Annotated in this window: 23 protein-coding genes and 1 pseudogene; 11 read left to right on the forward strand and 13 right to left on the reverse strand. The window is 33.1% G+C overall.

Annotation, left to right across the window (positions count from 1 at the left end; translation table 11 throughout):
- Positions 1 to 55 precede the first annotated feature (55 nt).
- The 7 genes and pseudogenes from ACM55K_RS13270 to ACM55K_RS13300 all read left to right on the forward strand — a co-directional run bounded on the left by ACM55K_RS13270 (position 56) and on the right by ACM55K_RS13300 (position 4994).
- On the forward strand, positions 56 to 556 hold the full coding sequence (locus ACM55K_RS13270) for a glycosyltransferase (protein WP_416850757.1): 501 nt from the start codon (positions 56 to 58) through the stop codon (positions 554 to 556).
- Positions 513 to 1121 carry a glycosyltransferase family 4 protein gene (locus ACM55K_RS13275; RefSeq protein ID WP_416850758.1) on the forward strand — a complete coding sequence of 203 codons (609 nt, stop codon included), beginning with the start codon at positions 513 to 515 and terminating at the stop codon, positions 1119 to 1121. Before ACM55K_RS13270 ends, ACM55K_RS13275 begins: the two co-directional genes overlap by 44 nt.
- Positions 1122 to 1249: 128 nt before the next feature.
- A pseudogene (locus tag ACM55K_RS13280) lies at positions 1250 to 2389 on the forward strand (IS3 family transposase); the annotation flags it as partial.
- 303 nt (positions 2390 to 2692) lie between these two features.
- Positions 2693 to 2983, forward strand: a complete 291-nt coding sequence (locus ACM55K_RS13285; protein WP_111410209.1) for a helix-turn-helix domain-containing protein — start codon at positions 2693 to 2695, stop codon at positions 2981 to 2983.
- Positions 2984 to 3043: 60 nt separating this feature from the next.
- On the forward strand, positions 3044 to 4294 hold the full coding sequence (locus ACM55K_RS13290) for a type II toxin-antitoxin system HipA family toxin (RefSeq protein WP_416850759.1): 1251 nt from the start codon (positions 3044 to 3046) through the stop codon (positions 4292 to 4294).
- A gap of 153 nt (positions 4295 to 4447) precedes the next feature.
- The gene (locus tag ACM55K_RS13295) at positions 4448 to 4645 is read left to right on the forward strand and encodes a hypothetical protein (RefSeq protein ID WP_416850760.1); all 198 of its coding nucleotides are present in this window, start codon (positions 4448 to 4450) and stop codon (positions 4643 to 4645) included.
- Between the two features lie 76 nt (positions 4646 to 4721).
- Positions 4722 to 4994: an alpha-ketoglutarate-dependent dioxygenase AlkB family protein gene (locus ACM55K_RS13300; protein ID WP_416850761.1), complete on the forward strand. Its 273-nt coding sequence runs from the start codon at positions 4722 to 4724 to the stop codon at positions 4992 to 4994.
- A gap of 287 nt (positions 4995 to 5281) precedes the next feature.
- Here the strand turns inward: ACM55K_RS13300 and ACM55K_RS13305 are convergent, their stop codons facing one another.
- The 5 genes from ACM55K_RS13305 to ACM55K_RS13325 all read right to left on the reverse strand — a co-directional run bounded on the left by ACM55K_RS13305 (position 5282) and on the right by ACM55K_RS13325 (position 13507).
- Positions 5282 to 6778 carry an alkaline phosphatase family protein gene (locus tag ACM55K_RS13305; protein ID WP_416850762.1) on the reverse strand — a complete coding sequence of 499 codons (1497 nt, stop codon included), beginning with the start codon at positions 6776 to 6778 and terminating at the stop codon, positions 5282 to 5284.
- A 176-nt stretch (positions 6779 to 6954) separates the two neighbouring features.
- Entirely contained in the window at positions 6955 to 8439 is a 1485-nt protein-coding gene (locus ACM55K_RS13310) for a SusD/RagB family nutrient-binding outer membrane lipoprotein (RefSeq protein ID WP_416850763.1), read from the reverse strand.
- 11 nt (positions 8440 to 8450) lie between these two features.
- Positions 8451 to 11912 carry a SusC/RagA family TonB-linked outer membrane protein gene (locus ACM55K_RS13315; protein ID WP_416850764.1) on the reverse strand — a complete coding sequence of 1154 codons (3462 nt, stop codon included), beginning with the start codon at positions 11910 to 11912 and terminating at the stop codon, positions 8451 to 8453.
- A 73-nt stretch (positions 11913 to 11985) separates the two neighbouring features.
- On the reverse strand, positions 11986 to 12594 hold the full coding sequence (locus ACM55K_RS13320; protein WP_416850765.1) for an RNA polymerase sigma factor: 609 nt from the start codon (positions 12592 to 12594) through the stop codon (positions 11986 to 11988).
- Positions 12584 to 13507, reverse strand: coding sequence for a FecR family protein (locus ACM55K_RS13325; RefSeq protein WP_416850766.1), 924 nt, complete (start codon positions 13505 to 13507; stop codon positions 12584 to 12586). Before ACM55K_RS13325 ends, ACM55K_RS13320 begins: the two co-directional genes overlap by 11 nt.
- Before the next feature lie 666 nt (positions 13508 to 14173).
- Here ACM55K_RS13325 and ACM55K_RS13330 point away from each other — a divergent pair.
- Positions 14174 to 15205: a PDDEXK nuclease domain-containing protein gene (locus ACM55K_RS13330; RefSeq protein ID WP_416850767.1), complete on the forward strand. Its 1032-nt coding sequence runs from the start codon at positions 14174 to 14176 to the stop codon at positions 15203 to 15205.
- 894 nt (positions 15206 to 16099) lie between these two features.
- Here ACM55K_RS13330 and ACM55K_RS13335 read toward each other — a convergent pair.
- Positions 16100 to 16435: a tetratricopeptide repeat protein gene (locus ACM55K_RS13335; protein WP_416850768.1), complete on the reverse strand. Its 336-nt coding sequence runs from the start codon at positions 16433 to 16435 to the stop codon at positions 16100 to 16102.
- Between the two features lie 17 nt (positions 16436 to 16452).
- Between ACM55K_RS13335 and ACM55K_RS13340 the strand changes: the two genes are divergently transcribed.
- Both ACM55K_RS13340 and ACM55K_RS13345 read left to right on the forward strand, forming a co-directional pair.
- A complete protein-coding gene (locus ACM55K_RS13340; RefSeq protein ID WP_416850769.1) occupies positions 16453 to 16986 on the forward strand; it encodes a transposase in 534 nt (177 codons plus the stop codon).
- A complete protein-coding gene (locus ACM55K_RS13345; protein WP_416850890.1) occupies positions 16896 to 17819 on the forward strand; it encodes an IS3 family transposase in 924 nt (307 codons plus the stop codon). Before ACM55K_RS13340 ends, ACM55K_RS13345 begins: the two co-directional genes overlap by 91 nt.
- Before the next feature lie 93 nt (positions 17820 to 17912).
- Here ACM55K_RS13345 and ACM55K_RS13350 read toward each other — a convergent pair whose 3' ends face one another.
- Complete coding sequence (locus ACM55K_RS13350) at positions 17913 to 18374, reverse strand: hypothetical protein (RefSeq protein WP_416850770.1); 462 nt, start codon at positions 18372 to 18374, stop codon at positions 17913 to 17915.
- Between the two features lie 202 nt (positions 18375 to 18576).
- Here ACM55K_RS13350 and ACM55K_RS13355 point away from each other — a divergent pair, with 202 nt between their 5' ends.
- Entirely contained in the window at positions 18577 to 19338 is a 762-nt protein-coding gene (locus ACM55K_RS13355; protein ID WP_416850771.1) for a tyrosine-protein phosphatase, read from the forward strand.
- A gap of 309 nt (positions 19339 to 19647) precedes the next feature.
- Here the strand turns inward: ACM55K_RS13355 and ACM55K_RS13360 are convergent, their stop codons facing one another.
- From ACM55K_RS13360 to ACM55K_RS13385, 6 genes are all read right to left on the reverse strand, one after another.
- On the reverse strand, positions 19648 to 20253 hold the full coding sequence (locus ACM55K_RS13360; protein WP_416850772.1) for a hypothetical protein: 606 nt from the start codon (positions 20251 to 20253) through the stop codon (positions 19648 to 19650).
- A gap of 102 nt (positions 20254 to 20355) precedes the next feature.
- Positions 20356 to 20559, reverse strand: coding sequence for a hypothetical protein (locus ACM55K_RS13365; protein WP_416850773.1), 204 nt, complete (start codon positions 20557 to 20559; stop codon positions 20356 to 20358).
- Positions 20560 to 20562: 3 nt separating this feature from the next.
- A complete protein-coding gene (locus tag ACM55K_RS13370; protein ID WP_416850774.1) occupies positions 20563 to 20793 on the reverse strand; it encodes a hypothetical protein in 231 nt (76 codons plus the stop codon).
- 48 nt (positions 20794 to 20841) lie between these two features.
- Positions 20842 to 23214: a GumC family protein gene (locus tag ACM55K_RS13375; RefSeq protein ID WP_416850775.1), complete on the reverse strand. Its 2373-nt coding sequence runs from the start codon at positions 23212 to 23214 to the stop codon at positions 20842 to 20844.
- Between the two features lie 5 nt (positions 23215 to 23219).
- Complete coding sequence (locus tag ACM55K_RS13380; RefSeq protein WP_416850776.1) at positions 23220 to 23993, reverse strand: polysaccharide biosynthesis/export family protein; 774 nt, start codon at positions 23991 to 23993, stop codon at positions 23220 to 23222.
- Between the two features lie 245 nt (positions 23994 to 24238).
- On the reverse strand, positions 24239 to 24421 hold the full coding sequence (locus ACM55K_RS13385) for a hypothetical protein (RefSeq protein ID WP_416850777.1): 183 nt from the start codon (positions 24419 to 24421) through the stop codon (positions 24239 to 24241).
- Positions 24422 to 24432: the final 11 nt, after the last annotated feature.

A 24432-nucleotide genomic window follows, 5' to 3' on the forward strand; every position in this document is an offset into this window, starting at 1 on the left:
CCAAATGAGGGTATTACATTTTACAACTTCGAATGTCTGGCGAGGTCATGAACAAATGATTATAGATATTTATGAATCTTTTAGGGATAATGGATTTGTTGAAAATCAATTGATTGTATGTTCAACCGATTCTGAGATTTATAAAGTGGCGACAGAAAGAAATTTAAGAGTCCAAACATTTGATTTTAAATCGGAATATGACCTTAGATTTGCTAAAAAATTTAAAAAAATTGTAACTGAAGATGGATCGGATGTAATAATGATTCATAATAGTAAGGCACACACCATAAGTGTTTTATCCGCTATTTTTTTTGGTTTAAAAATTCCCATGGTATTGTGCAGAACTTTAATTAAAAATATTGGGACTAATTTTTTTAGAAAATATAAATACAATTTTAAAGGCATAAAAAAAATTATATGTATATCGGATTCAGTGGTGGATATACTTAAACCTTCCATAAAAAATCATGATTCAATGACGGTTATAGGCAGTGTTGTTGATACGGACAGGTTTGTTAACAGTAAAAAAAAAGGGATTCCTTCACAAAGAATTTAACATACCCTTAGAGTATAAAATAATTGGAAATGTCTCAGCATTTAGTAAAGTCAAGGATCATTATACTTGGGTTAACACCGTAGAAGAATTATATCGAAGAGGATTAAAAGCAAAATATATTTTGATTGGTGAAGGATCATTAGAACTCGAAATCAAAAATTATGTTAAATTTAAAGGATTAGAGAACGAAATTATTTTTGCTGGTTTTAGAGATGATATTCATAAATGTATCCCTGAATTTGATTTGTTTTTATTTACCTCTAAAAGTGAAGCGACAGGTGGCGTAATATTGGAAAGTTATGCGTGTAATGTACCAGTTGTAGCTGCCAGAGCTGGTGGAATCCCAACAGTCTTATTAGATAATGTGACAGGTTTATTAGCAGAAGTCGGAAATCCATCGGATTTTGCTAATAAGGTCGAGGTTTTAATTCAGAATAGTGCTATGCAAGATAAATTTAAAAACAATGGTTATGAATTTTTGATGACTACTTCCACACGTTTAATAATTGGCACAAAAATTTTAGCTGTTTTGGAGGAAGTAATTAACAATAATAATTTGATTTAACTACTTTAAAAAAAATTATACTATAATTTATATAACAGTGATATTGGAGTTCATACCTAAAAGTGGACCCAGAACACTAGACCTTTGGTTTTTAAAACAAAAAAAAACAAAAACCAAGGCAATCATACACGTTAGAATTCAAGCGCAAGGCTGTAGCGCTGGGCAATACACATTGCAGTATTATAAGGGCCGCGCATGAACTGGGTACAAGCGCGGAAAATATCCGAAGATGGAAGAACCAGTTCGATGATGAAAGATTGGGCAGCAGGATAAAACAGACTACGGGAAATAAAATTCTGCAATTAAAAAAGCTGAGAAGAGAGCTTGGAGAAGTCAAGACAGAAAGGGATATCTTGAGAAAAGCCGCCAGCATTCTCTTTAGTGAAACACAGGTTAAATTTGAATTCATAAGAGAGCACAGAGACTGCTATCCTGTCGAGAACATCTGCAAAATACTCGGCGTCAGCAAGAGCGGTTATTACTATTGGAATGACAGGAAGCCATCCAAAAGAGCACTTCACAATCTTGTCTTGCTCGAACAGATAAAAATTATACACTACCGGAACAAGGAAAGATACGGCAGTCCGAGGATAGCAAGAGAGCTGGAAGCCTCAGGTTTCCATGCCTCGGAAAAACTGGTCAGGAAACTGATGAAGCAGGCATCCCTGCAGAGTGTCTTTAAAAGAAAATTTAAGACAACCACCGATTCTTCCCATAGCTATCCGGTAGCAGAAAACAAGTTGGACAGGGAATTTACCGTTAAGAGGGAAAATGAGGCCTGGGTATCGGACATAACATATATCAGGACTGCAAAGCGGTGGCTGTACCTGACAACGGTAATCGACCTGTTCGACAGGAAGATCATCGGCTGGGCACTGTCCTCTGTGATCACAGCAAGGAATACCAGTGTCAGTGCCTTCAGAATGGCTCTTGCCAACAGACCAATTATTAATAATTCTCCCCTTATTTTCCACTCCGACCGCGGAATACAATACGCCTACGGGGAATTTGTCCGAGAAATAGACAACTACAAATCGATTACCAGAAGCATGTCTGGAAAGGGAAACTGCTGGGACAATGCAGTTGCAGAGAGTTCCTTCAAAACATTGAAGACAGAACTGATCTACCAGAATCGCTTTCGAAACAAGCACCAAGCTGAGTCCTCAATTTCTGAATACATTGAAAAATTTTACAACACCGATAGAAGGCACGGGCATTTGGACAACCTGAATATTCTTGAATATCGAAAATTGCTGAGTCGAAATTGAAAAAGAATGGGCAAAAACCAACAAAGAATTTCACCCACGATAAAACGAGAGTAAAATACAGACGAATTCACTCTCATTTGATTGTGCTTTTCAATTGTGCTTTGCTGCGCAATATGTGGTAAAATGCAAATAGAAAGAGAAGATTCAGTAGATAATAAACCAATAATTCTTAAAAATAGCAATTATAACAAATAGTCATAAAAGATAGAACAGCACTAACTTTTAAAGATGAAAAAACACAAAAATGTTTGTTATTATGAACATAAACACTATTTTTGTTCATAATAATGAACGTTTAATAAAATGAACAGAAAGAAACAAACCGTTTTTCCTAAGCACCAAATGACATTAGAACAGATGGGAGAAAACATAAAACTAGCCAGGAAAAGAAGAAAGCTAACTGCTGTTCAAGTAGCAGAAAGAGCAGATATTGTTAGGACTACTTTATATCAAATAGAAAAAGGTAATCCTAGCGTTGCTATTGGTGCTTATTTTAATGTGCTAAGAGTATTAGGACTTCAGGATGATTTTCTAAAACTCGCTGCAGATGATGAACTGGGAAGAAAACTTCAAGATCTTGAACTCTTAAAATAATAGTGTCATACCGAGCACAGTCAATTAAACGCTAACTATCAAAAAACAAAATTATTCCTAATGTCCACCAACAAAACCGACATATACGTTTACGCACATTGGAAAGAAATGTCTGAACCAAAAATCATTGGTATCCTATCGGCACAACAAGCCAAAGGTAAAAAAACATTCAGCTTTAAATACGACAACGAGTGGCTTAAATCAGAACAAAAATTTATACTCGACCCGGATATTCAATTATACGGTGGTCCACAATACCCAAACCAGAAAGAAAACTTTGGCATATTCCTAGACAGTATGCCCGACACTTGGGGACGTACATTAATGAAACGAAGAGAGGCTCAGTTAGCAAGAGAAAATAATGAAAAACCTAAAACGCTGTACGATATTGATTTTCTTTTAGGAGTATACGATGAAAGCCGTATGGGAGCATTGCGTTTTAAAACAAACCCCGAAGGAGATTTTCTGGACAACAATAAAACAGCTTCTACTCCACCATGGTCATCCATTCGTGAATTGCAAAACGCAGCGGCTAATTTTGAAAATGACGATGATAGTGATGACGTAAAAAAATGGTTATCCGTTTTAATGGCTCCAGGTTCCTCATTAGGCGGAGCAAGACCAAAAGCCAATATCTTAGATGCTGATAAAAGTCTTTGGATTGCCAAATTCCCATCTAAAACAGATACAACCGATAAAGCAGCTTGGGAATTCTTAACTTATCAACTGGCAATCAATGCCGGAATAGAAATAGCTCCCTGTCGTATAGAAAAAATAATGGGAAACTACCACACATTTTTCACAAAACGCTTCGATCGGAAAAATGGTGAACGAATACACTTTGCATCCGCCATGACAATGACCAGAAATAATGAAGATACTGTCCGGGACAATCCAGCAAGTTATTTAGATGTCGCTGAATTCATTAGCAACTACGGAGCAAACATTGAAGCTAATTTACACCAATTATGGCGCAGAATAATCTTCAATATTGCCATTTCCAATACAGACGATCATTTAAGAAACCACGGTTTCATACTAACAAAGGAAGGTTGGATACTTTCACCTGCATATGACCTTAATCCATCTATTGACAAAGACGGTTTAGCTTTAAACATTGATACCGATAATAATGATCTTGATTTTGAATTGGCAAAAAGCGTTGGCGAATATTTCCGTTTAAACAAACAACAAATGGAAACCATTAAACAGGAAGTGCTGCAGGTAATAAGCAACTGGAAAACGATTGCTAAAGAAATAGGAATTTCAAGAAGTGAGCAGGAGTTGATGATAAAAGCATTCCATTTTTAGTAATCGCACTATACAATTTAATAAAGTGTAATAATATTCCTGAATTTTCAAAAGAAAAATTTAGGAATGTAGCTAAAAAAGATATTGAAGGTTTTATAAAGTAATTACAGTAAACTTATAGCGACAAAATAAGAACAACAATAAAATAAGTTATTGTGGTTTGAATCCAGTCAGGGTCACTTTTATGGCATGGGATATAACGCTTCGGATATTGGTTTTACAGATCCTTCCGAGATAAAGGAGTATGTCACTCCCTGCAGCACCAATCAATATAATATGCAATTAATCCTTACATATGCAGAGAAATATCCGGGTAAAGTTCTTTTTAAACAAAACCATAAAGAATTATGATACTCTTCAGTGACACCGAAATATTTACATTAGGAGTGGTGGAAAAAAGGTTTTTGACCTTCCGGATACGGAACTCATGCGGTACGACAATTTTTTCACCAAAGAAGAATCCGACCAGTATTACACTACCCTTCTAAACAACACGCCATGGCAGGAATATGTTATGGAAATTTATGATAAAACAGTTACTGTTCCAAGAATGATTTCGTGGTACGAAGACAGAAACAATCCAGGTGCCGATCTCACCCAACCGGACTGTACACCAGAATTACTATCCATAATACGGGAAAGAGTGGAAAAAGAAACAAAGATTAAATTCAATAGTGTTTTTACTAAACCTGTACCGTAATGGCAAGGATGATGTATCATGGAACAGTGACCGCGAACAGAATTTTGGTAAAGATACAATTATTGCATCGTTTAGTTTTTGCGAAACCCGTATATTTAGCTGGCGCCTTAGATACATCGTCAAAAATGCCGATCTGGTATTTCAAAAGGTTTTAGAAAAATATTTTAATGGTTTACCGGATAAACTAACACTAGAATTGCTAAATTTAAATTGATTCTAATGTAAAAAGTACAGATGATGTCCTAGCATTTAAGGCCGCATCTTTACTTTTTACATTAGAATCAATATTATTTTTTTTTCTCTCTAACTACTTTTGTAAAATTAGGATAGTTATATTTTCCTAAAATAGATCTTTCCATTTCTAGTTTATAAACTCCCCAAGGCAGCTTTACTTCCGTTCTAATTTGTTCTATCTTAACTGTAAGTGGAGCATTAGAAGGAACTTTTTCTGTAAGCAACTCATACATAACCCGACCATCCATTTGTTTAGGAATTGTTAAATTATGGAGATGGAGAACAGTGGGAATTATATCTACATTTGATGTAGGTAAATTATCTTCAAACTTTTTCTTAAAACTAGGACCATTGACTAGTAATGCAATATGAATTTCATATGGACTAAAGCCACCATGACCTGCAACGCCTCTTGCGAAACTTGTACCTGCATATCCCGCTTCATTTTTGTTGTCATTCCAGTTCATATCTACAAGGATATCTGCTGATCGTTCAGGGTGATCCCAATGTATGGTTTCAAATGACAAGGTTCCTTCAATAAAACCTTCGAGATTTCCCTTATCTTGTTTTTTTGTAAAAACACCACCTACCCATTCCTGTTCTTGCAATGCCGCAACAATATTTTTTATGATTTGCAAATCATGATTCTTTACATATATGGCTCCTTCTGATACAACTACATCTGTAGATTCTTTATCTTTTTTAAACCCTTTGTAGATTAAAAAATCAGCAAGACCTTGTTTTCCAATATGTGTCACAAAACCATGATCGGAAGAAATGATAACATTAAAATTTTCATCAAGCCCCTTTAATTGAAGTGCTTTTATAATCCTTCCAAACTGTTCATCAACATATTTTATAGACTCTACTGCCTCAGGCGATCCTATTCCATTTTTATGAGCAGCTGAATCCGGGTCTCCATACCATAGGGTGCTTACTAATGGACCATCTAATGTCAAACCATATTTTATTACTGCATCTGTTAACCATTTGTGCTTTCCAAGACCGGTTGGAACTGCTCCAATTTCACCAAGTATTTTAGTTTTCATTGATTCTGGAAGAATCATTGTGGTATTAATGATTGCTCCTCCACTGACTTTATGATTTTGCATTAAGGCTTGTCCAGTTGATCCTGAACTAAAAACGAATAAGCTTGAACCATTTTGTTCTAAAACCTCTCCTAGCGAAACTGCTGTCAATAAATGATTGTCTGTGGCCTCGGCGATTTTATTTAATTCCTCCGCATCACCTGTGTTTAGGCCCGCAGTCTCTTTTATTTGAGGAAAATAAACCGTATTTCCCATTAGTCCATGACTTCCTGGGTAACATCCTGTAGACAAGGAGGATGCATTTACCCTAGTTACTGTTGGAAAAACACTATGATGTTGTTTGCCATAGCTTCCTTTTTTACTGAATAAATATAAATTTGGCATTAATTCATGAGTAATATAATCAGGTCTTAGGCCATCAAAGAATACTATTAATGTTCTAATACTAGATTTATTACTGACTGTTTGTGCTGCAAGGGCATTCGCAAAAAGCAGCGTCAAAAATAGAATAAAGAAACTTTTATTTGATATTTTCATAATTGAATGATTTTATTTTAAATTTAATTTAACCCAACTTGAATATATATGTAAATCTGACAGGTTTGCACATGCATTTTCTCGTTCCTGTTTTTTGAGTTTCATATTTATTGGTTTTAAGTTTTTTACTTTAGAATTGATTATTTATCCCACCATACTTTGGTGTTACTGTTGTCTCCACCTATTGACAATGAAGCTAATTCAAGATTTTCAGAATTAAGCGACTGTAAGTATGTTGGGTAAGGTACACGATTTGGAAATGCATTTTCAACTGGTATTCCCGATCCTCTTGGTAAAATTGGATATCCAGTTCTTCTTTTTTCAAACCATGACTGATAGTCAACAAAAAAGGAAGCGTAATATTTTTGTGTAATGATTCTTTCTAACTGAATTTCTGTTGAAGTGTTGGGATCATAAACTACACCTGCTTGAGCTAGATAATTTACAGGCATAATCACACCCCATTGTACCATAGAAGCTGATATTGCCGTATCATAATGCTGTTTTGGATTTTTACCCGTGTTAAAACCTTTCAAAGCAAGTTCTGCTTTAATAAACTCCAGCTCTGACCAAGTCATCATGATACCCAATTGTGGTACGGTTTTCAAACCATCATTATAACTGGTGTTTTTCCCAACCTGATATTCTGTAGTAACTGGATATCCGCTTTCAATTCCCTGATAAACATTTATTCCTCCAACGCTTACTGTACCAAACCATAAAGTTCTTCTTGGGTCATTATCGGTATTCATTTTGTTAATAAAGAATTTAGTTACATAGGTACCATCTCTCCATTCTAGTTGTCTCATATTAAAATATGGATTGTAATAAGGGAATGTCCCTGTATATTTAAAAATCGCATCATCAGCATTACTTGTAAATACAGGATATTTTACAGGATCAGCCAGAATCGCTGTAATTTGTTCGTTGCTATTGATTTCACCGTTGCGTTTTGACAATCGAAGCAGCAATCGAAGTCTTAATGAATTGGTGAATTTTTTCCATTTAACAATTCCGGGATTTGTCCCTCCCGAAAGGCTATTGGAATTGTATAAAAGATCTCCACCGTAAGTAAGGGCTTTGGCCGGATTAAGCAAGGTATTAGCCTCTTCAAGATCCCTTAGAATTTTAATATAAATATCCTTTTGTTTGTCAAATGCAGGTTTAAAGTTGCCTTGAGTAGCCTTAATTGCTTGGGAGTAGGGAACATCTCCATACAAATCAGTAAGAATAGAATAGGCCCAACATTTATAAATCAAAGCGATTGCTTTGTAATTATTTTCCTGTAAAATTTCGGAGCTTTTGTATATATCCTCTATATCAGTCATATAGCCGTAAAAGTTAGACCAGACTGCCGAACCTGGATTAACGACATACCTATGCAGTCCAACTCCTGATGGACTAGAACGAGGCGCATCAACCTGCATTAGCTCATGTGTGAAACTCCGAGAAGCAGTCATACTTGTATTTACAATTCTAAACTGCAACTGACCCAACATAACTCCCGGAGTAATTTGTTTCGGACGGTTGGGATCTGTATTAATCTCTTCAAAATCTCTTGTACAAGAAGATATAAGTAGTACAACCAAAAAGAGAAAACTATATTTTTTATTTATTTTTATCATAATCTATTAATTTAAAATTTAAGGATAAGATTGGTTCCTATCGTTCTGGTAGAAGGAAATTGAGCTAATTCTACACCTGGAGTTAGTGTGCCATTATTTAGATTTCCTCCTTCGGGATCAAAACCTGGGAACTTGGTGAAATTAAATAAGTCTCTTCCGTAAAAAGCAAGACTTGCAGATTTCATTCCTACCTTTTTTAAGAGGCTGTTAGGTAAATTAAATTCGATACGAACTTCTCTTAGCTTAATAAAAGAAGCATCAAAAATATTAGTTTCTCCATTACTGATGGTATAATAATTTTCATAGTAGGAACTTGCTGCTACTCTAACGGTATTAGGAAGATACGTTCCATCTGATTGTAAAACAACACCTTGACCAACAATTCCACCATCACGACCAGGCAGCGTAACCTTGGTTTTTCCCAGTGTATTATTCTTATGATTGGTTTGGGAATACATACTACCTCCTTTTTGTCCGTCTAGAAGAAAACTCAGTCTCACTTTTCCGATAGTAAACTCATTCATCAATCCAGCTTTCCAGTCAGCAAAAGCATTACCTTGTTTTTTCATCACAGGATCCAATGTAGCAGGTAAACCGGCTGAAGTATAAATAATCTGACCGTCAGGAGATCTCTGAAAACCTCTACTGTACATGTCTCCCATTCTGCCACCCACTCTGGCTTCGATACTAACATTACTTTCATGGTTGTAAATAACCTGGTTTGTTATACCTGGAGCAAGTTCTTTAACATAACTTCTATTACGGCTCCAAGTCAGAGTACTATTCCATTTGAATTTACTTTTTGCTATTAATTTTCCTGTTACAGCAAGCTCCATTCCTCTACTGTTTATTAAACCTGCATTTACCATTGCATTTGAATATCCGGACACAGGGTCTAAAGGAATTGCTAAAATTTGATTGCGACTATTATTATTGTAATAAGCCATATCGATCGATAAGCGGTTTTTAAACATTCTAAAATCAATACCCGTTTCTATACTAGAAGTTATCTCTGGTTTTAAATTAGCATTGAATAATGTTGTTGTGTTGGTAAAGCTATTACCATATATCCTGTCATAATATTTATCGGTTTGGTATGGTCTAGTGTCGTTACCAACTTGTGCCCACGAAACTCTAAATTTAGCAAAGGAGAAAACAGACGGTAAGTTTGCTATCTCGTGAATCAGGAAACTAGAACTAATCGAAGGATAGAAAAAGGAATTGTTACCGTAAGGCAAAGTACTTGACCAGTCATTACGACCCGTAATATCTAAAAATATTTTTTCTTGATAGGAAAATTGTGCTAAACCATAAAAGCTATTAATCGCTTTCTTTGTTTTTAAAGGATCTGCAACTGCTTGATCCAAGCTATTTGATATTTGGTAAATTCCGGGTTGAGATAACTGATCCGCATAAAGTCCTGCAAAATCATAGTTTTGTCTCATTGCATTTGTACCAGCTGTAAGGTTATAATTAATATTATCATTAAGTGCATTCTTATAGGTTAACAAGGCATCCGTATTTATTTCATAACTAAATACATTTTGTTCCCTATACATTCCTCGGGCATATTTAGTCATGCTAAAAGGACGTTGTTGTGATCTGAATTCATTTGACATATCCAGACCAGAGCGCACCATAAATTCAAGCTTATTAGTAAACTGATACGTTGCTGATACGTTTCCAATCACCCCATGTTTGTTCATTTTGTTGAGCATTTCATACATTCCAAGATAAGGATTATCAGGACCTGTATTGAAGGGATTCTTTTGTTTGACACCAACAAGTCCAGGCTCCCAATAAGGTTTAAACCATTCTGGTTTTATATTTGGAGCTGTACCAATCATAAGAAAATACATAATCGATTGATTATTGTATCCGGCAGCTGGAAGATTATCACTTTTTTTGTTCGTATAATTCATCTTACCATTTATCTTGAGCTTATCAGAGATTTGTTGATTTACAGATAAAGAAGCATTTATTCTTTCAAAACCAGTATTGGGAAGAATCCAATCATTTTTAAGATGAGTAATCGATAATCTGGTAGACCCTTTCTCATTTCCCCCTTCTAATGCGATACTATTTGATTGTGTAGTACCTGTTTTAAAAAATCCAGAAATATAATTTTTGTTAGCAACCCACGGAGTACGTTCAGTAGGTTTACCATCTGCAGCATTAGGATTATATTGAAAATAGGACTGTCCGTCAAATTTTGGTCCCCATGCCCTTCCTGCACCTACATTTGTACTTGTATTTAGACCATCAGAACTATCTAAGTAAGAATAGTATTTATCTGTTCGTCCCTCTCCATATTCAAATTGGTAATCCGGCCAACGATTTACTTGATCAAAACTAAAATTACTACTAATTGTTACTCCTATTCCTTTATCTTTAGTCTTGCCCGACTTGGTAGTAATAATAATTGCACCACCAGCGGCTCTAGTTCCATATAAAGCAGTTGCACCAGCACCTTTTAATACCGTAACTTTTTCAATATCTTCGGGATTTATATCTGATAATGTAGAACCAAAATCAACGGGGCTATCCTGTGACAGGTGAGAAGAGAATCCGGTACCTGTAATCTTACTACTCACAGGAACTCCATCCAAAACTATTAAAGCTTGGTTATTATCAAGATTAAGTGATGACTCCCCTCGAAGTGTTATTCTTGAAGAACCCATAGGACCTGCACCAGATCCCTGTATATTTAGACCAGCAACTTTTCCAGAAAGAGAATTTACCCAGTTATTTGATTTGGCATCTTTTACAGCATTTTCACCCAGTGATTGTGCGGCATATCCCAATGATTTTTCTTCACGCTTTATACCTAGGGCTGTTACAACTACCTCTTTTAAAGACGTTTCATCTTGATTGAGTACTACTTTAATTTCGGTCTTATTTTCAATATTGATTTCTTTAGTTTGAAATCCCACATAACTAATTGACAAAATAGTTGCGTCTACAGGAACACTTAAAGTAAATTTCCCGTCAAAATCAGTGGTTGTGGCTATCCTAGTTCCTGCTACAAAAACAGAAGCACCAGGAATAGGCAAATTAGATTCGTCCAAAACCATTCCTGAAATTTTTCGGTTTTCTTGGACCTTTTTAGGAATGGCTTTAGGAGTAATTCCAATCACTTCTTTTACTAAAACACCACTTTTAGTGATCTTAAAATCAAGACTCGCCTTTGTTTTTAAAACCGCTAAAACTTGGTTTAGATCTTGGTTGTTTATCGTAATGGAAATTTTCTTTTGAAGAAAATTTTGGTCTGACATATAAATAAACTTATTGTTTATTTGCCTTTCTATGAGGATAAAGGTTTGCTTTATCGATACGTCTTTTAGGTTTAAATTAATTTTCTCTTTTATAGCTGCATTTACTTCAACAATACTTTTATTTGAAGTATTCGAATAAATCACCCCAGTACCAAACAGTAGTAATAAGGATAAGGTTAGTATAATTTTTTGTTTCATTTTATCTGTGATTATTTATTGTTGTTTTTCAAACTAAACTGATTTTAAAAAAAGCTAGTTTTTCTACTAATTACTAAATGGAGTTAACTAATCCTCTTTTTTTATAGGACTCCAAGGCTCTACTAATATATTTTAGTGCGATAGCTATATGATTTTCAACCGTTTTAGGAGTGACGTTTAGAATTTCCGAAATTTCTTTGTATTTTAATCCATCGATTCTACTGAGTTCAAAGGCCTGACGTGATTTTTTAGGGATAATATCTAAGATTTCACGTATCAAACTGGTATTTATTTCCTTTTGTTCATTTTCAATAATCTCTTGCTCCCTACTAGGAGAAAACATAGTATTTATAGTTTTTTCTTCATCTATTTGTTGATGAAAGTGCTCTGATTTCCGTGCTGTTTTTAAATTGTTTTTTACTATTACATAGATATAGGATTTCGGGTTTTTAATTTTATCAATAATATTTCTATTGTTCCACAACTGAATAAAAATATCAGCGACTTTTTCTTCGACAAGGCAAGAGTTCGATTCATAACTCATTCCAAAACGACACAAAGGAGCATAATACCTATTAAAGAAAAGTTCCATCGCCTCGTATTGGCCATTCCGAATTTGCTGAAATAAATAATCGTCTGAAAAGCAATCACTACTGCCAATTTTTGTTGGGTTAATTTTCATGGTACTTGGTAATCTCGATGTTATTTTGAATGGTTTTTATTATGGTTACATCTGAAATAAACTCTAGAGAAGTTATAAATTCATCAATTGTCAGGTTTTTAAAAGCACCTTTTATATGTTGATTTGCAATGGCTGCATCCTTAATGATAAAATTCACTCCATAGAATTGATTAATTTTTAGAAGTGCGTCTTTAAATTTCTCATCATCCAGAATGAGTATATTGTCTTTCCATGCAGAAACCTTATTAACATCAAAATTTCTTTTAATCACTACTTTGGTTTTAGAATTCCAAACTAATTCTTCATTTGGTAATAGGTTAATCTCATCCTTACTTTCTTTAAGTAAAACATGTACCTTTCCTTTTGCTAAAGAAACCGTTTGATTAAGGATGGTACTACTGACATTAAATTCTGTTCCTAAAACTTTCACATTAAAATCATTGGTATGGACAATAAAAGGAGAATTAATATTCTTTGTAACTTTAAAGAACGCTTCGCCTTCCAACCAAATATCTCTTTGTTTTCCAAAATCACTGGAATATTTAACTTCACTGCCCGAATTTAAAATAACAGTACTGCTATCCGGTAAAATAAAAGTAAGGCGCTGCCCTTTAAGAGCAATTCTATGATTTGTATATTCAGATTGTGTCATTCCGATGAAATAAAACCCCAGACAAAAAACCAATAGGAAAGCCATAGATAGCACTGCCTTTTTTTTTATGGAAACTTTTACAGATTTAACCTTTTCTGTTTTATTATATTTGTTAAGGATTTCTTCGAAAGAAATAGTTCTTTTGGGCAATTCACTATTGGGATAACTAATCCAAATTGTTTTAAAATTTTCAAATACAGCTAGTAGATCATCGTCTAAAGACAATTCGATTTCAAATACAGATCGCTGTGCTTTTGACATTTCACAGGCAAGATACCTCGCGCATTTTTTTTCCTTTTGACTAACATTCAACATAAATATTTCCCTTTGTTTATAGGAGTCAAAATAAGAGAAATACCCCTAGTTTTCAATACCATCAAATCGACACGATATCGTTAATGAATTGTTAATAGCCCGGTTCTAGTTAGGAAGCAAGTACTCGTTTGGAAATTTATATTATGATATAACTATAAAATCTAAAAGTACCTAAGAGCTTAAACCTCGGCCTCATGGAGACACAAAACATTTATCGACAAAGCATTCGATTGTTATAAACCATCAGAGGGGATGTAATAAACTGCAAAACGAGTTGGTAAGCATAGAGGAATTCTGCCAGTTCACAAGCCTAAAATATGAACAGGTAGAACCCCTTATTGATAACTGAAGAGGTGATCTAGCCTTATAAATCTGTGCATTTTTGAAATAAAAAAAGGAATTATTTTTTATCCCAAAAAAGGTAAGAATCCTACCTTAAATCCAATTTCATTCTTTTACAATCCGTTGCTTTTTACTATGTTTGTAAATTGGAGTTAATTTAACATATTCCTTATATTGTCTGGGCTAATTAACAATAAATAGTTTCTTAATTACTAATGCACTGCATTTACAATCCAATAAGAATTAAAATAAATTTAGTACAACAGTACAATGAGTAATAAAAAGACAGAGAACAGCAACAGCTTAACAATTATTGAAACTGATTTACTTAATGAGTTATCCCAACTTATTGAGCAAACTCAACAGCAAGTTTCAATTCAAGTCAATAGTTCGCTTACTTTACTATTTTGGCATATAGGGAATTGTATTAACCAAAATATTTTACAAAACGAACGGGCTGAATACGGTAAACAAATTGTCGTGACAGTGGCACGACAATTAACTCAAAAATATGGCCGCAATTTCGAGGAAAAAAACCTTCGCCGAATGTTGCAGTTCGCCAAACAGTTTTCTGAATTTGAAAATGTCGTACCACTGGCACGACATTTAAGTTGGTCTCATTTTCTTATTCTTTTACCTTTAAAAAATTATGATGCAAAAATGTTTTATGCTCATAAAGCTTTTAATGAAACGTTAGGAAAAAGAGAATTAAGAAATCAAATTGCTTTAAAAACATTTGAACGAACAGGAATTGCAGATGCGCAAACTACCAATTCAGATAAAATACCAGTAAGTACATTCAAAGACCCTTATGTTTTAGATTTTTTGGGTTTGCAAAACACTTTTTTAGAAAAAGATCTAGAACAGGCAATATTATACGAATTAGAAAAATTTATTCTCGAACTGGGCAAAGGGTTTACCTTTGTAGAACGCCAAAAACGGATGATTATAGATGGCGAAGATTTCAATTTAGATTTGCTTTTTTACCATCGGAAATTGAAACGATTAGTAGCCATAGAATTAAAATTAGGGAAATTCCAAGCCAAACACAAAGGTCAAATGGAATTATACCTCAAATGGTTAGACAAATACGAAAAACAAGAAGGAGAAAACACACCAATAGGTTTAATACTTTGTGCCGAAAGCAGCAGAGAACAAATCGAATTGCTTGAAATGCACAAAGACGGAATAATTGTAGCCGAATATTGGACAGACCTACCTCCCAAAAAACAATTTGAAGAAAAAATACACTTGCTTTTAACCGAAGCTAAAGAAAGAATAGAACTGAAAAAGATATTGTAAAAAGCATGTTAGTTATTGAAAACTAAAGTAAAATCAAATGAGTAAAAAGGATTTGTCAGAAAGAGACATCTGCACAAAAGTTATAACTCCTGCTTAACAAAAAAAGAGGTTGGGACTTGCATAAGCAGATTTTAAAAGAAGTATTCTTTACTGATTGCAGATCTATGTTAGAGAAAAATTAGCGACAAGTAAAAGCTATTATTCTCAAACTTTATGAATGTACTAGGTAATAATGTCAGGAAAGTTAATATGACCCAAATTTATTTTAAAATACATAAATCAGTTTTAAAAAAGCTTATCCTTCACTCCCCCAAACCTCTCGCCTCAAATCCATTAGTATTTAAATTCTTCAGTAGGGAGACTACAGGCAATTTTTTGCATCTGTCTTGAATTATTTATCGGGGACAATACAATCAGGAGATGCAACTTTTAACACCAAATTTAGAATTTAGAACCCCCATACCTACATAGAAAACAGGTGAAATCAAAAATTCTTGCAAAGAGGATGCTACTAATTTAATTGAAAAAGCAACCATACCAAAAGTCCAATCATAAATACCGATTAAAGTTATGGTTAGTAAGAGTGAAATATGAACAATATGCCATTATGTGGCCATCCACTGTTGCTTAATTTTACCTAAATGTATAGACCCAATCACATAAACTGTAATTGTAGTGAAAAACATTATGATACGACAAATTTTTCTTGGAATCAAATAAATATCATATCTAGTGTTATCTGCAAAATTTAAAAATAAATGGAGTAGATTAATACGATTATAACCAATCCTGCAAGAAAACGTTGGTTGTCTGATTTATAGAGCTGCATGGCTTAATTTAATTTTTTTGGTAAATAAAACCCACATTAAAAAGATAATTCCATAAAGTGTGATTTTAAATACGATCCAAACATTTTCTCCCTTTGGGAATGTATGACAGTGATTTTTTATAATAATTGATGGCAATGCTCGGATTAACTTTTCTATGATAAATACCTAAATTACTGGATATAGTCGATAATAAAAGGGAATCTTTGTGATTTTTGGCGATAGTCAGCGCTTCCATATAAAATTTTAGAGATTCTTTCGGACTTCCCATATAACCGTAATTGGTTCCTATTAAATCACTAACTTTAGCTTTATATAGTGGTCCCTTAAGTTGACCAAACAGTATATAGGCTTTTAAAAGTAGTTCTTGAGCCCTTTGAACTGCCCCCAAAAAGTTAGACACTATTTGGGGGCATTTTTATGGAAAGAAAAGTCAAATACAATTATGAATTTAAACTTCGCTGTGTAGAAGAAGTTTTAAGAAAACCTCGCTCAGTTAATTCTGTAGCTTATGAAAATAGTATAGCAAGTTCAAATCTTAATCGCTGGATTAAGTTTTATATTGAATTTGGAAATGAAGGTCTTTCACCAAGACAGAAAAACAAAAACTATAGTGTAAATTTTAAACTAAAAGTACTACAAGCTATTGAAAATAAGTCAATATCTTTGAGTAAAGCCTGTTTAACTTTTAATATTCCAAGAGAGTCAACGATAACAAGTTGGCAAAGAAAATACGAAATTGAAGGTATAACAGGTTTACAACTTAAACCTAAAGGAAGACCTGTAACTATGAATTTTAAAAGGAAAAAGAGAAAAACAGACAAAACCTTAACACGAGAAGAAGAGCTTTTAAGGGAACTGGAATATTTACGTGCAGAAAACGAAATTTTAAAAAAGTACAATGCCTTAGTTCAAGCCGAACAAGCCAATCAAAACAAAAGGCTCAAACCATAATGGAATTAAGGCATAAATATGATTTAGAGTTATTACTCGATTGTATGAATATGGTTAGAAGTAGTTATTATTACTATGAAAAAAGAAGTCAATTAAACGATAAATATCAAGATATTAAAGCTTTGATTATACAGATTTACAATCACCATAAAGGCAGGTTGGGTTATCGTCGTATTACTTTAGCAATCAGACAGAAAGGAATCGTAATTAATCAAAAAACAGTATTGAGATTAATGAAAATTTTAGGACTAAAAAGTTTAATTAGAATCAAAAAATATAAATCCTATAAAGGAGAACAAGGAAAAATAGCTCCAAATATATTACAACGCAATTTTAAAGCAATACAACCCAATCAAAAATGGGCAACCGATGTCACTGAGTTTAATATATCTGGCAATAAATTGTACTTATCACCTATATTTGATCTATTTAACGGAGAGATAATAAGTTATGAATTATCTGAAAGGCCAAATTTTAATCAAATAACAAATATGCTTAAAAAGTCTTTTAGAAGAATACCAAATAATACTAATTTAATATTACACTCCGATCAAGGCTGGCAATATCAAATGAAACAATATCAAATGCTCTTGAAAGAAAAAGGATTAGTCCAGAGTATGTCAAGAAAAGGAAACTGTTTAGATAATGCTGTTATACAAAATTTCTTTGGCATATTAAAATCAGAACTGTTTTATCTTATGAAATTTAAAGACCTAAACCACTTAAAAAAAGAAATTAAAGAATATATAAAATATTACAATAATGAAAGAATCAAAATAAATCTAAAAGGAATGAGCCCGATACAATATCGAGCTCATTATTATCAAAATTAATTATAAATTTGTCTAAACTTTTGGGTGCAGTCTACTTTTATACTCCCCCTTATTTATTAAAAGTGCTCCATAAACGGCATTCAAACGATTCATTTAAAGCAACATATTGCGCTTCTTAAAAACAGTAATTGCACCGGGAAGGTATTTTTCAAGCTTTTTGCTTGAGCCATAATCCACATTTCCTTCTACAGTAATCAGCAATGATTGCGCTAATGCGAGCAAGTCCGGAATTCTTGAAGCAATTTTTCGCACCGCTTCTCCACTGGACAAAACAGAATCCATATTTTGAAGTGTAGCAAATGCTTTTTGGCGAAGTTGAAAAATTGCCAACAACTTCTCATCATTTAAAGTGTTTTTTGATGCATTTTGCAACAAAACAGTTGTAAAAAAAAGTACCGAATCAGGTTTTTGTTTGATTTTAATCTCAAGATTTTTTAAGAAATCTGCAGTTGAAATCGCTTTGTTTTTAGAATGATCTTTATTACAAGAAAAATAACACAAGGCAACTGTGATTAGTAAAAAAACGGAAACAAACTTTAATTTTTTGATTATCATAAAACGCAAAATCAGGTGGTCAATTTATACTAGAAGGTGGTGGTCAATTTGACCGTTTTTTCCATTCAAATAAAGATAAAACGGAAAGCATTAAAAACATTTAAAATGTTTTAATAGCCATAATTAGGCTAATTTGTCCTTAATAGCAACGGGTTTTAAAAAAAATACAACTAATTTTGTACTTATTTTTTTAACAGATACTATGTTAACCTTTTTTAAATCAAAATACTACTTAAAAGATTTAATTCCAAATGATTATATCGACATCCACAATCATTTATTACCGGGGATTGATGATGGAGCTAAAACAGTGGCAGAAACCACTATCCTTATAGCTAGAATGAAGGAAATAAATATTGCTGGTGCTATAGCTACGCCTCATACTTATAAAGGGTATTGGAACAATCGCGCTAGTAGTATAAAAAACGCTTATGATAATGCTACAGAAATCAATTCCAACACATCTTTCTTAAAGGGATATGCGAGTGAGTATATGTTGGACGCTACCTTAATAGAACGAATAAATAAAGAAACGCTGTTATATATTCAAAATCCTTACATATTAGTGGAATTACCTCTTTTCAATAATCCAATAGACTTATACGAAATGCTGTTTGAATTAAAATCAAAAGAGTATAAAATTATAATTGCGCATCCGGAACGGTATTTATATTTTCATAACGATTTTAGAAAATTCAATAAATTAAAAGCGTCTGGTGTATACTTTCAACTTAACCTATTGTCATTGACAGGATACTATGGCAAAGAGATTCAAAAAATCGCAGAAACATTATTGGAAAATGATATGTATGATTTCACGGGTACCGACATTCATAATGAGAAGCATATTGATGAATTAATAAAAAAACCAATTCTATTTTCCAAAAAAAATAAAATTGGTGATTTGTTGCAAAAAAATACTGTTTTTAATAACTCATCTTTTTTTAAGTATAATGTAACATAAAGTTCTTAAACGCTGATTCCGAGTAGACTTCCTTCATCACGAAAGCTACATTAAACTGGGGTCGTTTCTTTTGTATTTTAAGAAGTCCCAAATAAAATTCTGTCATTTCTAGCACTTCAAACTCACTAAGACCAGTCGGCTTTTCAGTTATACCCCTAGAAATAATTTTTTTAAACTTCATAATTTATTTACATTCTGATCCATCTATTGATATGAATATTAACCGTTTAACCATTTTTATAAATTACTGAATGACTCCTATTGATTGTGGCAACTTTTCTAATTTATATGACTCTTTAAAATACATTTCTATTTAAGTACATTTTTTCTTGAACTATTTCTCCAAACAATCCCTAAATTATATTCATAATAGTTTAATACATCTTCATTTACGGATTGCAGGCCTACTCGACCAATTCCTTGAAGCGATACTGCAAAACTTTTAGAAAACCAATAACGTCCACCAAGGTTTATATTAAAAGTATTATTGCCGTTATTCTCCAAATAATAGCGTCCTAATCCTAAACCAGCATAAGTCTCGATATTCTTATTGTTAAAAATGTAGTCATCAAAATAATATAGTCCTGAAAAATCCACATTAAAATAAAACTTCTCCCCAGAGTCAACTTTCAATCTATTAGTAGAAAAAGACAATGTAACGGCGAAATTTGATTTAAGGCTACGCTCCAATCTTATAAAAAAAGGAGTTTTAAATGACCAATCTCCGGTATTAAAAGGTAATTTACTATTTCCATTATCAATGGTGTTCAAACCTAAACTTATAAAATAATTTGGAGACTCAACACGGCTTAAAGTACTAGATTCTTCTTTTATCGTAGTATTAATTTCTTGGGCGTGTAGCGTTGTTAGGGATAATATAAATAATATTCCTGATAAAATAATTGATTTTTTCATAGTGGTATTTACTAAAATGAATGAGTTAATTAGTATAATTAATGAAACTGTAATAAATAATTGATAAATTATTCATCCTGTCAGTTTTTAGAGAGAAAATATTTAATAAAATTGGAATTGTAACGTAATATTTTTTATTTTTTCATTTAAGTGAGATGCAATTTTTGTGAAATTTTCAATACAATCCAATTCTGCATTAACGCTGATGTAAAATTTATTTTTAGGTTCTGTTCCGCTGGACCTGGCACAAATTTCAGAACAATCTTCGGTATAATAGATCAAGACATCGGTTTTTGTCATGTCCATAATTTATTCTTCATGGGTCAATATTTGTTTTGATATTGATAATTTATAATCTTCTATTCGAATTACTTTTTGACCATCAATTACTTTAAATTTTTTTTCACGCAAGCCAATCATAATCCAGTTAATTTCTGCTAAACCTTCTTTTCCTTTTTTTGTTATGGAAATCAAATACTCTTTATAAAAACCATATTTTATGTATAGTTTTAATGCTGTTTTATCGTATAAAAAAAGCAACCACTCAATTGAGTAATTGCACTCAAATTAAAATCACTTATTTGTAAATCAAATAAAGCGCTTATACCATGCTTTTTTTTCTGTATCCTTACCGTAGCCGTAGCCGTAGCCATAGTTATAACCATAGCCATAAGAGCTTGTAAGATCTACATCATTGATAACGTAACCCATATTGATGATTTTTTTGTCAACATGAAGCTTACTGGAATAGGCCACTAAATTTTTCTCCGTTACCCCTGAACGTACTACATATAAAGTCGTATCGGCATATTTTGAAATAATTAGGGAGTCTGTAACTAATAAAGTGGGTGGTGTGTCGAAAACTATGATATCGTATTCTTTTTTCACCTCTTCTATAAAACTATTAAATCGCTGATTGGACAACAACAACGTTGGATTTGGCGGAATGTCTCCCGATAATAAAACATCAAAAGAAAATTCATCGCCTTTATTTCTGCAAACTAAATCTTGCCATTGTAAAGAAGCATCATGCAGGTAATTGGATAACCCTTTACTTACTTTTCGCATTTGATCCAGATACTTGTGTAACTGTGGATTTCTAAAATCTGCACCAACCAGTAATATTTTTTTATCTAAATGAGCAAAAGCATTGGCCAAATTATAGGATACAAATGTTTTTCCCTCTCCTTTAATGGAAGAAGTAACAAAAAAAACCTTACCCAGTTTACTATCGGTAAAAGGGGTAATAAACTCGGTATTATGGGCTAAGGTCCTAAAGGCTTCTAAGTTTTGTGACGCCGATGCACTATTTTCATCTAATGAAGGTAATTCCGCTAGAATAGGTACATTCTTGCTATTAACTTCCACATCATTAGCATTGTGAATTTTATCGTCTAACTTAAAAATAAGGAATAAAATACCAAAAGGTATTCCTAAACCTATAAACAGTGCCACCAGATAAAAAACACTTTTTTTAGGTGAAATAGGAATAAGTGATGCACGACCTGTATCTATAATTTTAGCATTAGGCTCTGTAACTGATAAAGAAATGGCCGTTTCTTCCCTTTTTTGGATTAGATACAAATATAAACCTTCCTTAATTTTTTGTTGTCGTTCTATAATCCTAAATTCTCGCTCTTGAGTTGGAATTTGATTTATTTTATCAGACAATACATCGTATTGTTTGTTTAAATTCGTTCTTTCTACCAAAATCGTCCCTTTAAACTGTACTAAACTTTGCATAATATCCCGTTCTAAATCGGTCAATTGTTGGTCAATATTGACAAGGGTACTATTGCTTTTTTTTCCGTCTTTTATCAAGCGATTGTTTTGCAAAACCAAATTATTGTACTGCAAGATTAATGGATTTGTTGGTCCAGATGCTCTTTCGGTAGGGATAAGCTCTGCAGGAACTAATTCTGATTTGCTTTTGTGTTTCATAAAATCAATCATGATTTCTATCACCCTAAGCTTTGTTTCAGTTTCAATGAGCCCCTTTTCAACTTCCGAATAATTATCTAAATAAATTTTGGCATTGGTAGGAATATCAAATAATTGGTTGGTTTCTTTAAATCCTTTTGCCTTACTTTCTTCATCTCCCAGCTCTTCGGAAATATTTACCAAACGTTTCTGGATAAATTTCTGAGTATTTTCAGAAATCATATTTTTATCATTGATGGCCTCTTCATTATATATGGTAATAAGTTCATCTAGAAATTCCTCTGCCTTTTTAGGAACGGCATTAGCCATCTCAAGATTTACAATACTGCTGGTTTTACTTAACGACTCTACTGTTAATAAACTACTATAGCCTGAAGCAACAGCTCTAATAGGGTCACAAAAAATTTCATAACTATTTCCAACAGGATTTATGGCGTTAAAAGTAGGTAGTTTTTGGACTACTATTCGCGCTTCATCAATTAAAATCGGAGTTCCAAAATGAAAGGAACCTAAAACTTTTCCGTCCGAAAGTAGTATTTCAAAATTTTTGGCGGAAGTAATCTTTATTTTAAAATTCGTGGTATTTTGATAGAATTTATCGCTAGCGTTGACAACAGTAAATTCAAAGGGCTCAGTTTCCTTATACACCTCAATATCTCTTATATTGCCTATCAAATAGCTAGTAATATTAAAATGCAATTTTTGTACTGTTTTTTCTATTAAGGTGATCGAATTCAAAATTTCAATCTCGTTATCCACATTGTTTTTCATACCGCTCAATAAGCCAAGGTCTGCAAAAGCACCCAACTCTGAAGGTAGACTTCCTTTTTTTTCATCTCGAACGAGTATTTTAGCCGTTGCTTTAAATTGTGGTGTAGTATAGCGTAATTTTATGAAGGCAAAATTTAAGCAAAGCATCACGCTTAAAACAAACCATTTCCAGTGTCGTAAATAGTGTTTCAGACTGCTAAAGCTGTTATTTTCATTCTCTTCTTCCAACATATAAAATGGGTCTTGCATCGTTGTTATGGTTTAAGTAGTACTAGTAAAGTAAGCAGTAAGGAAATGGAGCTAATAATAACAGAGGTATTAGGGCCCACTGCAGCTGCATTAATTTTGGTTTTGTTCGGATGTACCACGATAACATCGTTTTGTGCCAAATAATAAAAGGGTGAATTTATAAAATCCGATTTGGTAATATCAATACTTCCGTAAGTTTTCACCCCTTCTACTTCTCTAATCACTAAAATATTAGTGCGCTTACCGTAAATGGTCAAATCCCCGGCTTTACTTAAAGCTTCTAATAGCGTTATGCGTTCGCTATTAATTGGGATACTCTCTGGACGATTTACCTCTCCCAACACCGATACTTTAAAATTGAGAATATGCAAATTTATGCCTGGATTTTTAATGTACTCCGAAACTAAAGCTGCCATTTTTTTATTGGCTTCACTCCGAGCTAACCCAGCTAATTTTATTTTACCAATAACGGGAAAATCTATTTCTCCATGGGAATCAATTAGATAGGTTTTTATATTATTTTGACTGCTACTAATATCGGAACTCCCTTGAATTTGCGGCAAATTGAAAGGAATAGTGTTTTCGGGATTGTCGGCCGAAACAATAATGCTCAAAAGATCGTCAATTTGCAACTTTGGTTCGTAATCCGGACTCTTTTCGTTTGCACTTTTTTTGGTGTAAACATCTTGTAAATAGGTTATTTTCGAACTGGAAGTGCAGGATGAAATTACTTGTAATAAGAGTAATACAAGTATTACTCTCGGGAATTGAATGATCATAATTGGGGCTTTATAAATTTAATTGTGTAACTATTTGGATAATAGTAATCCTAATAGAAAAGATACAGGACTTACGTAAAACTCGCTAACTGCACTTATTTTATAGATGCGGATGATACGGATCCGCAAAAAGCGAAAACGCATATGAAAAAATATTTCACTTGTTGATTAATGCAATTTTAAGAATCTATTTTATCGCTGTTTTTACAAAATAAATTCGTCTTATCCGCGTTCTTTTTTTGTTTTTACATTTCAACAACATCCATGGAATACGAATTTTTAATTTTTTCATTCAATCGCGATAAGCGATCTAACTTTTTTTTCTGTATCTTATTTTTAATGTAGAAGCGGTACAATTCTTTACCAATAAAAAAAGAAGCAACAGAAATACCTGATAGCAAACCTGCTAAGTAATAGGTGATCATCATAAATTATTATT

It is taken from the genome of Flavobacterium arabinosi (assembly GCF_048158725.1).
Classification (GTDB): Bacteria; Bacteroidota; Bacteroidia; order Flavobacteriales; family Flavobacteriaceae; genus Flavobacterium; species Flavobacterium arabinosi.